Here is a 15292-nt window from a genome sequence, read left to right as displayed (position 1 = left end):
GCGGACCGGCCGCGTCAACGCTGCGCCGGTGAAGCTGGAGCGGGCTTGAGGGCCGCGAGCGCGCGGCGGGCTTCGCCGTCGCCGCGGGCCGCGGCCAGCCGGAACCAGTAGCGGGCCTGGGACTCGTCCTTCGCGACGCCGCTGCCCGACTGGTAAAGGAGCCCGAGATTGTACTGGCTCTCGACCACGCCCGCGGCCGCGGCCTTGCGGAACCACTGCGCGGCGCCCGCGAGATCCTGGGCGCCGCCTTCGCCGCGGAAGAGGTAGACGCCGAGGTTGTGCATGGCCTTCACATCCCCGGCCTCGGCGGCCTGGCCGGTGAGCCGCCGGGCTTCGGCGGGATTGCGCGGCAGGCCGGCGGAGCCCTCGTCGTAGAGCTGGGCCAGGTAGAGCGTGGCCTGGGCGTGGCCGGCCTCGGCGAGAGCGGTCAGCCGGCCCACGGCGCCGGGCGCGCCGGCTTCGATATCGCCGCGCACCTGTTCGAAAGTAGGGAGGGTCGTTCCGGCCGATCCCGTGAGGGGCGGCGGCCCCAGCGCCATCGCCGCGCGGGGCGCCGTCCGGGCGGGGGCCTGCGGGGCTTCGGCGGACTGGATTTTCGCGGCCTGGGACCCGCCGCCGTCCGGCCGCATCAGCGTGAGCCCGGCCGCGCCGACGCTGAGGAAGGCCGCGCCGCCGGCCACCATCAACGCCGTCTGCAACGGCGAGCTGGGTGCGCGTCGCGGTTTGACCGCGAAGCCCTGGAACAGGCGGCCCGACGCCTTGGTCCCGAGGCGAGCCCTCACATCCGCGGCCTGGACGCGCGCGGCCGCCGTATCGATGTCGCGTTCGTCCTGGCCTGTATCCTGAGCGGCGCGGGCCGCCGCGCGGGCGCGCTCGATGACCTCGCGGGTCGAAAGCTGCGGTCCGACCGCAGACGCCGTCGACGACGCGCCGGAGTATTCCTCCGGAGCTTCCTCCAGGGTTGCTTCAGGCTCGAACAGATCGTCGTCGGGGTCTTCGGCGATCGGCGCGAAGTCCGCAGGGACGTCCAGTTCGGGCGCACCCAGGTCGAGCCGCCGCCAGGGCGGATCGATGACGTCGTCCTCGGCGTCGTCCGTGGCCGAGGCGTCTTCCGCGCGCGCCAGCAGTTCGGGGCCGAAAGCCGCCGTCGCGACGTCGGTCAGCGCGGCCTCGGCGTCGCGCGCGGCCGCAGGTCGGGGCTCAGGCTCAGGTTCGGGCGGCGGTCCCAGCGCCGCGATCGCAGCGGCCAGGGGATCGACGGCAGGCGTCAGCGCCTCGTTGGGCCTGGGCGACCCGGCCGGCGTAGCCTCCGCCGGGGCGATATCCGACGCCGCGGCGAAAGCGGCTCCGGGCGTACGAACAGCCCGCGTCAGCTCGGCCTCGAACCGTCCGAACGCCTCGGCCTGGGCCTGTTCGGCGCGGGCCAGGCGCAGTTCGACCGCGCCGGCGATCCGCGCGACCTCGGTCCCCACCTGATCGATCGCCTCGGCCCCGCGGGCGTCGACATCGCTCAGCTTGCGGTTCACCGCCTCGGCCATGGCCAGGACCTGACGGCCGATGGCCTCCACGGCCTGGACGGAACGCCGCTCGGCGTCCTGGACCCGCGCCGCCAGTTCCGCCACCCGGTCTTCGAAGCCTGCGCCGCCCGCCTGGGTCAGCCGCTCCGCGACCTCGGCCCGCACCGCGTCCACACGCCGTCCCAGGGTCTCGGCCAGGGCGGCGAACCGCGGCTCAGGGTCGGCCTCGTGCTCCACCGCGCCGAGGCGCCTGTCGAGCGTGGCGAGCGAGCGCTTCAGGTCGTCGAGGGCGGCGGCGGTGCGCGCCTCAGCGGTCGATAGCCGGTCGCCCAGCCGCTCCAGCACGGTCTCGACCACCGCCTCGGGCTGGACGCGGGCGAGCCGGGTTTCGATCAGGCGCAGCGCCTCGGCCGAGCGTGGACCGGCCTCGGCCTCCAGCCGGCGGATGCGGTCGCCGTTGTAGCCCTGTTCGGCCGAAGCCTCCGCCAGCAGGCCCTCGAGGCGCGCGGCCGAGGCCTGCTGCTCGCGTTCGGCCGCCTCGATGCGGGCCAGGGCCTGGCGAACGGAATGCTCCACGCCGTTGATGGCGAGGCCCGTCCGGGTTTCCGACGCCTCGATGCGATCCGTCAGCCGGTCCAGGGCGAAGGCGATCCGGGCGAACTCGGGCGCGCCGGGATCGGGCACGGCCCGCAGGCGCGGTGTTGGAAGGCCGTGGGCGAGGCTCTGGGAAAGACCCTGGCGCAGCGGCCGGTCGGTCACCTGAGCTTCGCTCGTGACCTCGTCGGGAACGTCGTCTTCGAGGATGACCCGGTTGAGCCACTCGCCGAGGGTCATGCCCGAACGCCGGGCGAGGTCCTTGGCGACCTCGCGGGCCTTCGGGTCGATCCCCTTGACGCTCCAGGGCGCCCCCGCGCTCATCCGAATCGCTCGCTCCGTGCCTTCGGAAGGCTACCCACCGATCCTTGGGGTGTAAACGAAGCCTTAACGCTAGATGTAGTGTGCGGCGATAGTTCCTGTGGATGGCCGCGCGGGACTGGCGTAGGAGGGGCGCATGGACGCCCGGACCTTCTTTGCGCTCAGCGCCGGCTTCGCGGCGGCGGCCGCCTTCTCGGGCTGGCGGGGCGCCCTGCCGCCCAATCCGTTCAAGGGACCGCGGCTGGTTCCCTGGCGGGCGCTGATGCTGGCCGGCGCCACGGCGGCGGTGCTCTGCCTGACCCTGGCGGCCGAGGCGGCTGGCCTCATCCGCTGAAATTCGGGCGTCAGTCCTTCTTCGGGCGCTTGGCGAGCCCGGCCATGCCGCCTGAAGACAGCAGCCCCACATCGGCCATCAGGAGCGGGATGGCCCATTTCTGCGGTGCGGCGACGAAGCGCGGCTGCCAGGTGGGATCGTACTTCGACTTGTAGTGGCGTACGCCCTGGAAGTTGTAGATCTCCTCGCCGCGATCGTAGATCAGGCGGCCGACGCGGGACAGGGCCGGCGCCAGGGGGCGGTCGTCCAGGCCCGACAGCGGCGCCATGCCGAAGTCGAACGCCCCGTAGCCCTGAGCGCGGCCCCAGTTGATCAGTTCGACGAACAGGAAGTCCATGATCCGGGGCGGGCCGTCGGGCACATAGCGCATCAGGTCGATCGAGAAGGCGCTGCGCGAGGCCACCGTCCACAGGGTGGCGAAGGCGATGATCCGCCCTTCCCAGCGCACCAGCGCCACGGGAAACTCCTCGACGTAGCGCTCGTGGAAGCCACCGAGGGCGAAGCCCTTCTCCCCGCCGGCATGGCCCTGCAGCCAGCTGTCGGATATCCGTTTCAGGTCGGGCATGACCGCAGCGACCTCGGCCGGCGGGATGACTTCGAAGACGGCCCCGTCGTCGCCGGCCCGCCGCCAGGCGCGCCGCAGGTTGCCGCGCTTGGTCCCTTCGATGGTGAAGCTGTCCAGGGGCGAGACGGCCGCCTCGCCCATCTTCTGGATCGCGAAGCCCAGTTCGACCACGTCCGGCAGGTCGTCCGGCTCGAGGTTGTAGAATCCCGGCCGGGCGGCGTGTGCGTCGGCCAGTTCGCGGAACCGCCACAGCAGTTCGAGCCGTTCGTCGCGCCGGCCCACGGGCAGGCCCAGGGCGATCCAGCTCCGGCCCCGCACCCCGAACATCAGGAAGCTGTCGCCCGACGCCGAAAAGAGGAAGCGCTTGTCGCCCAGCAGGGCGAGGTTCGACGTGGGCCGGGAAACCTCGGCTCGCGCCAGGATCGCCCGGACCCGATCGAAGTCGGGATCCTCCTCGCCCACGATGGGCGGCTTGGCGGCCGAGGCGAACAGGCGCCAGACGCCAATGGCCAGGAGAACCATCGCCGAGCCGGTCCACGCGCGTATCGATCGGGCGGCGTCCTCGCCGACCATCATCTTCCAAAGTGGGATGTCGGCGTAGTCGGCATTCTGGAACGACCAGATGCCGATCATGCCGGCGCCGACCAGGAAGCACGCCGCCGACAGGAGCCAGCCGGGCGTGATCTCCATGCGGTAGAGGCGCGACTTCCGCGGGAAGGCGTGGTGGAAGGGCGCCAGCGCGGCGGCCAGGGCCAGCAGCAGCGCCGTCTCTTCCCAGACGAAGCCCTTCACCAGACTCAGCGGGGCGGCGATGAGCAGGGTGATGAGCGTGGCGGCCCATGCGCCGTCCAGTCGCGCCCGGAGGCCGAACGCCAGCATCACGAGCACCAGCCCCAGCACGCTGGAGAGAACGTGGCTGATCTCGATCAGCGGCGCCGGCACGACGTCGGTGAGGACGATGAAGCGGTTGGGCAGCGACGGCCGCGCGCCCGAGGCCAGCAGCAGCCCCCCCAGGGCGAGCGTCAGCAGGGCCGCGGTCCAGGGCGCGGCGGCGGTCACGGCCGGATGGCGGAAGAAGCGCATCGAATCGCCTGTATAGGCGAGGTTTCGGGACTTGCGCTCAAACAGATGTTTGGCCGCCCTTGCCCCCGCCCCCGCGGGCGCTAATCTTGCGGCCGATTTCGGAAAGTTTGGGAGATCGGTATGGCCGACTTCGGCGCCACGGACCTGGACGCCTTCGCCCGGGAGGTCAGGGCCGAACTGGAGGCGACGTACCCGCCAGAACTGCGCGAACCCGACGCGAAGACGGATCCCGAGGCCGTCTGGGGCGGGCGCGCCTTCATCGATTCGGACGATCCGCAGATCGTCTGGATGCGACGCATGGCGGCCAAGGGCTGGACCACCCCGACCTGGCCCAAGGAATATGGCGGCGGCGGGCTGTCCGCCGAAGAGGCGCGGGTGCTGGAGCGCGAACTGGCGCGGGGCGGCTACCGCCCGCCGGTGCTGGCCTTCGGCATCTGGATGCTGGGTCCCGTCCTTCTCGAATATGCTGACGAAGCGCAGAAGCGCACGCACCTGCCGCGGATCGTCAACGGCGAGATCCGCTGGTGCCAGGGCTATTCGGAGCCGGGAGCGGGCTCGGACCTGGCCGGTCTCCAGACCCGTTGCGAGGACAAGGGCGACCACTGGCTGATAAACGGCAGCAAGATCTGGACAAGTTACGCCGACAAGGCCGACTGGTGCTTCTGCCTGGTGCGGACGGACACGAGCCGGAAGCACGAGGGCATCAGCTTCGTCCTGATCGACATGGCCTCTCCGGGGGTCGAGACGCGGCCGATCGAGCTGATCAGCGGCGAAAGCCCCTTCTGCGAGACCTTCTTCACCGACGTGAGGGTCCCGAAGGAGAACCTGGTCGGGCGGGTGAACGGCGGCTGGGAGATCGCCAAGCGGCTGTTGCAGTACGAGCGGCAGAACATCTCGGCCGGCTTCGGCGAGGGCGGTTCGGCCGGCGGGGCGTCGGGCGACCTGGCCGAACTGGCGAAGCGGTACGGCGCCGCCGAAGACGTCGACCTGCGGCGGCGGATCACCGAGAACAAGATGGCCTTCGCGGCCCTGCGGCAGACCATCGCCCGCTCGGCGGCCGAGTCGCGAGCCGGAAACGGCCCGTCGGCCGCCACCTCGATCATCAAATATGCGGCCGCCGAGTTCGCGAAGGAGCGGTCGGAACTGATGGTCGAGGCCCTGGGGCACCAGGGCCTGGGCTGGGAGGGGCCGGGCTTCGAGACGCCCGAGATCCTGGCCGTGCGCGGCTGGCTGCGGACCAAGGCCAATTCCATCGAGGGCGGGACGTCCGAGGTGAACCTCAACGTCATCGCCAAGCGCGTGCTGGGTCTGCCCGACCCCAAGTGAAGACAACACCGTCCCGGATGGCCGGCGTGCGATCCGGGGACAGAGGAGGATATGAGATGGCGGACTTCGGCGGCGAGGACCTGGAGGCTTTCCGGGCCGAGGTGCGGGACTGGCTTGAGGCCAATTTCCCCAAGGCGCTGGCCGGCGCGCCCGAGGCGCAGCTCGCCAGGCTCCGGGCCGAGACCGAGAGCGAGGATGCGCTCAGGTGGCGGCAGGCCCTGGGCGCGAAGGGGTGGGGCACGCCCACATGGCCGGCGAAGTACGGCGGCGGCGGCCTGTCGCGGGAGCAGGCCCGCGTCCTTTCCGAGGAGATGGCCAAGGTCGGCGCCCGCAATCCCATCGGCGGCATGGGCGTGTCGATGTTCGGCCCGACCCTGCTGGAGTACGGCAGCGAGGCGCTGAAGCAGGAGCACTTCCCCGGCATCGTATCGGGCGAGGTCTGGTGGTGTCAGGGGTATTCCGAGCCCGGCGCGGGCTCCGACCTGGCCAGCCTCCAGACGCGGGCCGAGGACAAGGGGGATCATTTTCTTGTAAATGGTTCAAAAATATGGACTTCGGGCGCTCAGTACGCGGATCGCTGCTACTGCCTGGTGCGAACCGACACCTCGAAGAAGCATGAGGGGATCAGCTTCCTGCTGATCGACATGAAGGCGCCCGGCGTCGAGGTGCGGCCGATCCTGCTCATCAACGGCACCTCGCCGTTCTGCGAGACCTTCTTCACCGACGTGAAGGTCCCGAAGGACCAGCTCTTCGGCCCGCTGAACGGCGGTTGGACCATCGCCAAGCGGCTGTTGCAGCACGAGCGCGACGGCATCGGCGCCAGCCTGGGCGCGGGCAACATCGGGGGCGCCGCCACGGTGCCGACGGTGATCGAGGCCGCCAGGGCCAACGTGGGGCTGGACGACGGCGGTCGCCTGGCCGACCCGGACCTGCGCCGGCGCGTGACCGAGCACCTGATGGAGAACCGGGCGTTCCAGCTCACCGTGCGGCGCCAGCAGGACGAGGCCAGGGCCGGCAACGGCCCCTCCAACCTGGCCGCGGCGATCAAGTATGCCGGCGCCAAGATCGCCCAGGACCGCAATGAACTGGTGATCGAGAGCCTCGGGCATCAGGGCCTGGGCTGGCGCGGCGCGGGCTTCGGCGAGGGCGAACTGGCCGCCATGCGCAGCATGCTGCGCTCCAAGGCCAATTCGATCGAGGGCGGCAGCTCGGAGATCAACCTGAACGTCGTCTCGAAGCGCGTGCTCGGATTGCCCGACCCGAAGTAAAATTTCGCAGTGCGCGCCGAAACGACATGATTGCGTAACCGAGGGTCCTCAATTCCGCCGCCGCGACGGGCGAGCAAGCGTGCGGGACACGTGAAGGATCGAGGGTTGGGTGGTTCAGGATATTTCGGCGTCGCAGCGCGCGGCTTTCACTTTGGTCGCCTTGCTTCTGGCGGGCGGCGCCACCTCGGCCTACGCCCAGGCGCCTGAGTCCGGGCAATCCGCCCCGGCGCCTCAGGGTGCGTCGGCGGACTTCGCCGAGGACGACGAGTACGCCGTCTCCGAATTGGTGGTGGTGGCGTCGCGCAACACGCCGCAACCCGGCGCCGTGGTCGGGGACATCCAGCCCGAGATCCAGCTCAGCCCGGCCCAGATCCAGTCGTACGGCGTGAGTTCGATCGCCGACCTTCTGAGCGAACTGAGCCCCCAGATCAGCAGCAGCCGCGGGCGCGGCGGGGAAGCGCCGGTCGTGCTCCTGAACGGCCGCCGCATCTCGGGCATGGGCGAGATCCGGGACATCCCGACCGAGGCGATCATGCGCGTCGACATCCTCCCCGAGGAGGCCGCGCTGGCCTACGGCTTCCGCGCCGACCAGCGGGTGGTCAATTTCGTCCTGCGCCGCCGCTTCCAGGCGACGGCGGCCGAGGTGGTGGGCGCCGGGCCGACAGCCGGCGGGCAGGCCACGGGGCGGGTCGAACTGAACCGGATCGAGATCCGCGGCGACAACCGCGTCAACATGGTGCTGAAGGTCCAGTCGTCGTCGGCCATCACGGCTGACGAGCGCGACGTCGGCGACGCCGTCTCGGCCCAGCCGTTCGATCTCCTGGGGAACATCACGGGCGCGACGCGCGGCGGCGAGATCGACCCGGCCCTCAGCGCGCTCGCCGGCGGCCCGGTGACTGTGGCGGGCCTCCCGGCGGCGGTCGCCCAGGGACAGCCGCTGACGCTGGAAGCCCTGACCACGACCGCCGGCGTGGCGAACGCCGGCGACGTGGGCCGCTATCGCACGCTCGTTCCCGAAACCCAGACCGTCACGGGCAACGTCGTGGTGGCGCGCACGCTTCCGAACGATTTCCGCGGCACGCTGACGGCGAACTTCAGCGCCAGCCGCAGCGATTCGATGCGCGGTCTGCCCGGCGCCAGCCTGGCGATCCCAGGGACCGATCCCGCATCGCCGTTCGCCGGCGACGTCACCCTCAATCGCTACGTGGAGGCGTTCGGCCCCCTGCGGCAGACGAACGAGAGTTGGAGCGGCCAGATCGGCGGCTCGCTGAACCGGGATATCGATCAGTGGCGCCTGTCGTTGACCGGCGCCTACGATCACTCGGATTCGTTCACCCGCAGCGACGTGGGGGTGGATGTGGGCGCCCTGCAGGCGGCGGTGGACACCGCGACGCTCGCCTCGCCGTTCGCGGCCTGGCCCTCGGCGCTGATCGCCGAGCGCGGAGGGAACAAGGCCCGCTCGGTGAGTGATGGCGTCAATCTCCAGTTCGTGGCCAGCGGGCCGGCGTTCGAAGTTCCCGCCGGCCCGGTCCGGACGTCGATCAAGCTGGGCGAGGCGGCGAGCTGGCTCTCGTCGGACACGCTGCGCCTGGGTGTCGAGCGCAGCGTGGACCTGTCGCGCAACACCCTGAGCGCCCAGGGCAGCGTCGACATACCGCTCGCCAGCCGGAAGAACGATGTCCTGCCGTTCCTGGGCGATCTGTCGGTCAACGCCAATGCGGCCGTCGACGAACTGTCCGATTTCGGAGCCTTGACCACCGTGGGGTTCGGCGTGAACTGGCGGCCGGTGACCGGCGTCAGCCTGATCGTGTCGCACACGCGGGACGAAGGCGCCCCCAGCATGAGTCAGTTGGGCGGGCCGCAGGTCGTCACCGAGGCGAGCCGCGTCTTCGACTATGTCACGGGCCGGACAGTGGAGGTGCGCCGGCTGGACGGCGGCAACGCGGCGCTTGTCGGCGACGAGCGGAACGTGACCAAGGTGGGCCTGACCTGGAAGCCGATCACCGGCCAGGATCTGACGTTGAGCGCCAGCTACGTCCGCAGCCGCATCGACAATCCGACCGCGAGCCTTCCTGCGGTCACCGCCGAGATCGAGGCGGCGTTTCCCGACCGCTTCACCCGAGACGCCGACGGCGACCTCGTCCAGATCGACTATCGGCCCCTGAACTTCGCCCAGACCCGGACCGAGACGCTGCGCTGGGGCTTCAACTATTCGCGGCCGTGGGGTCCGCAGCCGCAGCGGCGGTTCCCGGGCGCCGGCCCTGGCGCTGGCCAAGCTGGCGGCCAAGGCGGTGGCGCGGGCGCTGGCCAGAGCGTTGGCCAGAGCGTTGACCAGAGCGCTGGGACGGGGCGGGGCGAGTCGTCGGCGGAGCGTCCGGACGTCGGGCCGCCGGAAGCCGCCTCCGCGGGCGCCTCGCCCGGCGCGGAGGGGCGTCCCTCGGCCGAAGGGGCGCAGGCCCAGGGCGGGTTCGGCGACGGACCGCGCTTCGGACCCGGCGGACCTGGCGGACCTGGCGGCCCTGGCCGCGGCTTCGGGCCCGGGCCGGGCGGTATGGGGGGGCGGATCCAGTTCGCCGTCTATCACACCGTCAATCTCGAGAACGAGATCCTGGTCCGCGAAGGCGGACCCGTCTTCGACCTGCTGCGCGGCTCGGCGGCCGGCAACGGCGGCGGGCAGCCGCGGCATCAGGTCCAGGCCCAGGCGGGGATCTCGCGCAACGGGATGGGCGCGCGCCTCAGCGCCAACTGGCAGAGCGCGACGACGGTCGATGCGCCGCCCGCCTCGCCGACCGGGGACCTGCGCTTCGGCAGCCTGGCCACGGTGGACCTGCGCCTGTTCGCCAACCTCGGGGCCAATCGAGACCTGGTGACGAAGCATCCGTTCCTTCGCGGGTCGCGCGTGAGCCTTTCGGTGACCAATCTGTTCGACGCCGACCAGAGGGTGAGGGACGCCGCCGGTCGCACGCCCACCGGCTATCTGGCCGACGAGCTGAACCCCACGGGCCGCGTGGTCAGCCTGAGTTTCCGCAAGCTGTTCTTCTGACGGATCTCCTGACAGGGCGAACGGCCGTTTGAACAGACTCCCGCCTGCCGGATGCGGATGCTACGGTAGAAAAAAGAGTACGAAGGGAGGATGTCATGGCGGATTCCGGCGGCGCGCTCGACGCTTTCCGCGCCGAAGCGAGGGACTGGCTCGAGGCCAACTATCCCCGGTCATTGCGCGACGATCCCAAGGCCGGCGAGCGGGCGCAGCAGGGCGGGTTCAAGCCCACCGGCGACGACCTGTTGTGGAAGCAGCGGATGGCCGAGAAGGGTTGGGGTTGCCCCACCTGGCCGAAGGCGTACGGCGCCGGCGGGCTCTCCCCGGCCGAAGCGCGGGTCCTGCAGCAGGAGATGGACCGGATCGGCGCCTACAACCCGATGGTCGGCATGGGCCTGTCGATGTTCGGGCCGACGCTGCTGGAATACGGCACCGAGGCGCAGAAGCAGCGCCACATCCCGCCCATCGTCCGCGGCGAGCTTCGCTGGTGCCAGGGCTATTCGGAGCCGGGCGCCGGCTCGGACCTGGCAAGTCTTCAGACAAAGTGCGAAGATGTCGGAGATCATTGGAAAGTCAACGGCCAGAAAATCTGGACAAGCGGCGCGCAATGGGCCGACTGGTGTTTCTGTCTCGTGCGAACGGATACTTCCAGAAAGCATGAGGGCATAAGCTTCGTCCTGATCAACATGCATCAACCGGGCGTCGAGGTGCGGCCGATCCGGTTGATCGCTGGATCGTCGCCGTTCTGCGAGACCTTCTTCACCGACGCGCGGGTCGAAAAGGATGACATGGTCGGGCCGCTGAACGGTGGCTGGACCATCGGCAAGCGCCTGTTGCAGCATGAACGGTCGGGACAGGGCGGCTCGCGGATGGCGGGCGGTGGCGCCGTCAGTCTCCAGGCGTTGGCGAAGACCTATGTGGGCGAGGACGAGCGGGGGCGGATCGCTGACCCCGACCTGCGCACCCGCATCGCCAAGCACCAGATCGATCAGCGCGCCCACATGCTGACCGTCGCCCGCGCGGCGGCCGAGGCGAAGGGCAACTCGAACCCCAGCGCCACCACTTCGGTGATGAAGAACTCGTCGACCTGGGTCGGCCAGGAGCGGGCCGAGCTGCTGGTGGAGATCCTGGGACACCAGGGGCTGGGCTGGGAGGGCGAGGCCTTCGAGCGCGAGGAACTCGACGCCGTGCGCGGCTGGCTCTCGGGCAAGGCCTGGACGATCTTCGGCGGCAGCCAGGAAGTACAGTCCAACATCGTCTCCAAGCGTATCCTCGGACTGCCCGACACCACGCAGGCGGGCTGAGCAGGCGGGCTGGAACGTCCGTCGCCTGCCGAGGCGTAGGTCTGTGGCGCCTCCGGATGTGACGGTCGCAACGGATGGGGTGAAGCAAGATGGCTGACTTCGGCGGCGCCGACCTGACCGCCTTCCGGGGCGAGGCGCGGGCCTGGATCGCGGCGAACTTCCCGCCGGCGTTGAAGGGCGCGGTGGCCCCGGAGGGCCGTGAACTGTCGCCCGAGCAGGACGCGTGGCGTCGCGTCATGGGCGAGAAGGGCTGGGGCGTGCCCACCTGGCCGGCTCAGTACGGCGGCGGCGGCCTTAGCCGCGGCGAGGCGCGGGTGATCGCCGAGGAGCTGGCCGCGGCCGGCGCCTACAACCCGATCGGCGGCATGGGCGTGATGATGTTCGGCCCGACTCTGCTGGAGTACGGCGACGAGACCCAGAAGAGGCGGCACATCCCGCCGATCGCGCGGGGGGAGCTGCGCTGGTGCCAGGGCTTCTCGGAGCCGGGCGCCGGCTCGGACCTGGCGGGACTCCAGACCCGGGCGGCGGACGCCGGCGGCCACTACGTCGTCGACGGGCAAAAGGTGTGGACGAGCGGCGCCCAGTGGGCCGACTGGTGCTTCTGCCTCGTGCGGACCGACCCCTCGAAAAAGCACGAGGGGATCAGCTTCCTGCTCATCGACATGCGGACGCCGGGCGTCGAGGTGCGGCCGATCCTGCTCATCAACGGGACCTCCCCGTTCTGCGAGACCTTCTTCACCGGCGTGAAGGTTCCCAAGGAGAACCTGGTGGGGCCGTTGAACGGCGGCTGGACCATCGCCAAGCGACTGCTCCAGCACGAGCGGGAGGGGATCTCGGGGGCGAACCAGGCCGGCGCGCCCGGCGTGACGCCCGGCCCGCCCCTGCCGGACCTCGCCCTTTCGCTGGTGGGGCGCGACGACGACGGGCGGCTGGCCGACCCGGACCTGCGCCGCCGCCTGACGGACCACCTGATGGAGGCGCGCGCCTTCCAGCTCACCGGCCGCCGCGCGGCCGCCGAGGCGCGCAGCAACCAGGGGCCGTCCGCCGCGTCGTCGGTGCTGAAGAACGTGGGCTCGAAGGTGCGGCAGGCCCGCGCCGAGCTGACGATCGAGACCCTGGGACATCAGGGCCTGGGCTGGAGCGGCGACGCTTTCGGACCTGATGAACTGGGCGCCGTGCGGGCCTGGCTGCGAGGAAAATCGGGCACGATCGCCGGCGGATCGTGGGAGGTTCAGCTCAACATCGTCTCGAAGCGCATCCTGGGCCTGCCGGAGGCGACGCCTTCGCGATAGGTGGAAACGTACAAGATATTGAAGATAATGGATAAAATAGAAGGCGCGATCTGAGCCTGGGTTCTGGGTTTTCTCCGCCTTCTGTGGTTTGAATAGGGCGCGCCCGCGGCGCCTTTGAACGACGATTTTCTGACGAGGACGATTTCCAAGATGGCTGATTTTGGCGGTACGGACCTGGAGGCCTTCCGCAAGGAGGTCCGGGACTGGGTGGCGGCGAACTTTCCCGCCGAACTGAAGGGCAAGCCCAATCCGATGGCGCGCGAGGAGCGGGGCTCGGATCCCACGCCCGCGCAGGAGGCCTGGCGCAAGGCGGTGGGCGAGAAGGGGTGGGGCACGCCCACCTGGCCGAAACAGTACGGCGGCGGCGGCCTGTCGGGCGCCGAGGCGCGGGTGGTTCAGGGCGAGTTCGCCCGCGCCGGCGCCTACAACCCGATCGGCGGCATGGGCGTGATGATGTTCGGCCCGACGCTGCTGGAATACGGCACCGAGGCGCAGAAGCAGGAGCACATCCCGCCGATCTGCCGCGGCGACGTGCAATGGTGCCAGGGCTTCTCCGAGCCGGGCGCCGGGTCGGACCTGGCCAGCCTGCAGACGCGGGCGGACGACAAGGGCGACCACTTCATCATCAACGGGCAGAAGGTGTGGACGAGCGGCGCCCAGTGGGCCGACTGGTGCTTCTGCCTGGTGCGCACCGACACCTCGAAGAAGCACGAGGGCATCTCGTTCGTGCTGTTTTCGATGCACCAGCCGGGCGTGGAAGTGCGGCCGATCAAGCTGATCGCCGGCAATTCGCCCTTCTGCGAGACCTTCTTCAACGACGCGCGCGCCGAGAAGAAGGACCTGGTGGGGCCCCTGAACGGCGGCTGGACGATCGCCAAGCGCCTGCTCCAGCACGAGCGCAACGGCCTGACAGGCGCCGGCGGCGGCCTGGGCTCGGGCGGCCGGTCGCTGGAGGACCTGGCGAAGCAGTACGTGGGCGTGGACGGCGAGGGCCGGATCGACGACCAGGACCTGCGCACCCGCCTGGTCACCAACGCCATGAACATGCGCGCCTTCCAGCAGACGGCGGTGCGGGCGATGGTCGAGGCCAAGGGCAACCAGGGCCCCTCGACGGCCACCTCGATCATGAAGAACGCCGGCACCCAGCTGATCCAGGAGCGTCAGGAGATGACGCTGGAGATCATGGGCCACCAGGGCCTGGGCTGGGAGGGCGACACCTTCACGGCCGAGGAGCTGGGCGCGGTGCGCGGCTGGCTGTTCGGCAAGGCCTTCACGATCTTCGGCGGCAGCCAGGAGGTGCAGTCGAACATCGTGTCCAAGCGCATCCTGGGCTTGCCTGACCTGACGCAAGCCCATTGAGAATGGCGGCGAGGCCGGCGCTCCGCACGGTGCGTCGGGCGCGCCCGCATTGAACCGAACCATTTGAACGACAACGCGAATTTGACGAGGAAAACACTGACATGGCCGTTCTGACCGAAGAACAGAGCATGCTGCGCGACGCGGCCAAGAGCTGGGTGCAGGAAAAGAGCCCGGTGACGGCGTTCCGCAAGGTGCGCGACAGCGGGGCCGAGCTTGGCTACGACGTCGCCGCCTGGAACGAGATGGCCGAGATGGGCTGGGCCGGGGTGATCATCCCGGAAGAGTTCGGGGGATCCAACTTCGGGTACCTGTCCCTGGGCCTGGTGCTCGAGGAGCTGGGCCGCACCCTGACGGCCTCGCCGCTGATCGCCTCGGGCCTGGCCGGCGCCTCGGCGCTGATCCTGGGCGGCTCCGACGCGCAGAAGGGCGAATGGCTGCCCAAGCTGGCCGACGGCTCGGCCGTGGCCACCCTGGCGGTCGACGAGGGCCCGCACCATCGCCCGGACAAGGTCGAGGCCAGCGTCAGCGGCGGCAAGCTGAACGGCAAGAAGGTGTTCGTGCTGGAAGGCATGGCCGCCGACGTCTTCGTGGTCTCGGCCAAGGACGGCGGCAATATCGAGCTGTACCTGGTCAAGGCCGACGCGGCGGGCGTGAGCCGCCAGAAGCTGTCGCTGGCCGACAGCCGCGGCGCGGCGAACGTGACGTTCGAGAACGTGGCCGTCTCGGACGCCGACAAGCTCTCGGGCGGCGCGGCGCTGCTGGAGAAGGTGCTGGACCGCGCCCGGGCCGGCCTCTCGGCCGAGATGCTGGGCGCCGCCATCCAGGCGTTCGAAACCACGCTGGACTACCTGAAGACGCGCGTGCAGTTCGGCCAGGTGATCGGCAGCTTCCAGGCGCTTCAGCACCGGGCGGCCAAGATGTTCACCGAGCTGGAGCTGGCGCGCTCGGCGGTGGAGGCGGCCCTGGCGGCCATCGACGCCGACAGCCCCGACGTGCCGGAACTGGCGTCGCTGGCCAAGGCCAAGATGGGTGACACCTTCCACCTCGTCTCGAACGAGATGGTCCAGATGCACGGCGGCATCGGCATGACCGACGCCCACGACGCCGGCTTCTACCTGAAGCGCGCCCGGGCCGCCGAAGCCGCCTTCGGCAACCAGGCGTTCCACCGCGACCGCTACGCGCGGATCAACGGGTATTGAGGCTTTGGGCTGACGGCCCGACGCCGGGTTGACGGAGCCCCGCCGGTCCATAGGCCGGCGGGGTTTTTTTTTACCTCCCCCGCGAAGCGG

General features: G+C 70.3%; 10 protein-coding genes. 8 read left to right on the top strand and 2 right to left on the bottom strand.

Annotation, left to right across the window (positions count from 1 at the left end; all coding sequences use genetic code 11):
• Window positions 1-14: 14 nt before the first annotated feature.
• Window positions 15-2435, bottom strand: coding sequence for a hypothetical protein (locus WG212_RS17975; protein ID WP_337188492.1), 2421 nt, complete (start codon window positions 2433-2435; stop codon window positions 15-17).
• A gap of 133 nt (window positions 2436-2568) precedes the next feature.
• Between WG212_RS17975 and WG212_RS17970 the strand changes: the two genes are divergently transcribed.
• The gene (locus tag WG212_RS17970) at window positions 2569-2766 is read left to right on the top strand and encodes a hypothetical protein (protein WP_337188491.1); all 198 of its coding nucleotides are present in this window, start codon (window positions 2569-2571) and stop codon (window positions 2764-2766) included.
• 10 nt (window positions 2767-2776) lie between these two features.
• Here WG212_RS17970 and WG212_RS17965 read toward each other — a convergent pair whose 3' ends face one another.
• On the bottom strand, window positions 2777-4414 hold the full coding sequence (locus tag WG212_RS17965) for a phosphatidylglycerol lysyltransferase domain-containing protein (RefSeq protein WP_337188490.1): 1638 nt from the start codon (window positions 4412-4414) through the stop codon (window positions 2777-2779).
• A gap of 120 nt (window positions 4415-4534) precedes the next feature.
• On the opposite strand from WG212_RS17965, the gene WG212_RS17960 reads away from it, so the two are divergent.
• The 7 genes from WG212_RS17960 (at window position 4535) to WG212_RS17930 (ending at window position 15202) form a co-directional block, all read left to right on the top strand.
• Window positions 4535-5740: an acyl-CoA dehydrogenase family protein gene (locus WG212_RS17960; protein WP_337188489.1), complete on the top strand. Its 1206-nt coding sequence runs from the start codon at window positions 4535-4537 to the stop codon at window positions 5738-5740.
• 56 nt (window positions 5741-5796) lie between these two features.
• Entirely contained in the window at window positions 5797-7008 is a 1212-nt protein-coding gene (locus WG212_RS17955; protein WP_337188488.1) for an acyl-CoA dehydrogenase family protein, read from the top strand.
• Between the two features lie 151 nt (window positions 7009-7159).
• A complete protein-coding gene (locus WG212_RS17950) occupies window positions 7160-10051 on the top strand; it encodes a TonB-dependent receptor (RefSeq protein WP_337188487.1) in 2892 nt (963 codons plus the stop codon).
• A gap of 95 nt (window positions 10052-10146) precedes the next feature.
• Entirely contained in the window at window positions 10147-11352 is a 1206-nt protein-coding gene (locus WG212_RS17945) for an acyl-CoA dehydrogenase family protein (RefSeq protein WP_337188486.1), read from the top strand.
• 89 nt (window positions 11353-11441) lie between these two features.
• The gene (locus tag WG212_RS17940) at window positions 11442-12644 is read left to right on the top strand and encodes an acyl-CoA dehydrogenase family protein (RefSeq protein ID WP_337188485.1); all 1203 of its coding nucleotides are present in this window, start codon (window positions 11442-11444) and stop codon (window positions 12642-12644) included.
• Window positions 12645-12794: 150 nt separating this feature from the next.
• The gene (locus tag WG212_RS17935) at window positions 12795-14003 is read left to right on the top strand and encodes an acyl-CoA dehydrogenase family protein (protein WP_337188484.1); all 1209 of its coding nucleotides are present in this window, start codon (window positions 12795-12797) and stop codon (window positions 14001-14003) included.
• A 101-nt stretch (window positions 14004-14104) separates the two neighbouring features.
• A complete protein-coding gene (locus WG212_RS17930; RefSeq protein ID WP_337188483.1) occupies window positions 14105-15202 on the top strand; it encodes an acyl-CoA dehydrogenase family protein in 1098 nt (365 codons plus the stop codon).
• The last annotated feature ends 90 nt before the right edge of the window (window positions 15203-15292 follow it).

The organism is Phenylobacterium sp., assembly GCF_037189685.1.
GTDB lineage: Bacteria > Pseudomonadota > Alphaproteobacteria > Caulobacterales > Caulobacteraceae > Phenylobacterium.
Note: the sequence above shows the minus strand (reverse complement) of the source record. Positions and strands in the feature narration are given on the sequence as shown.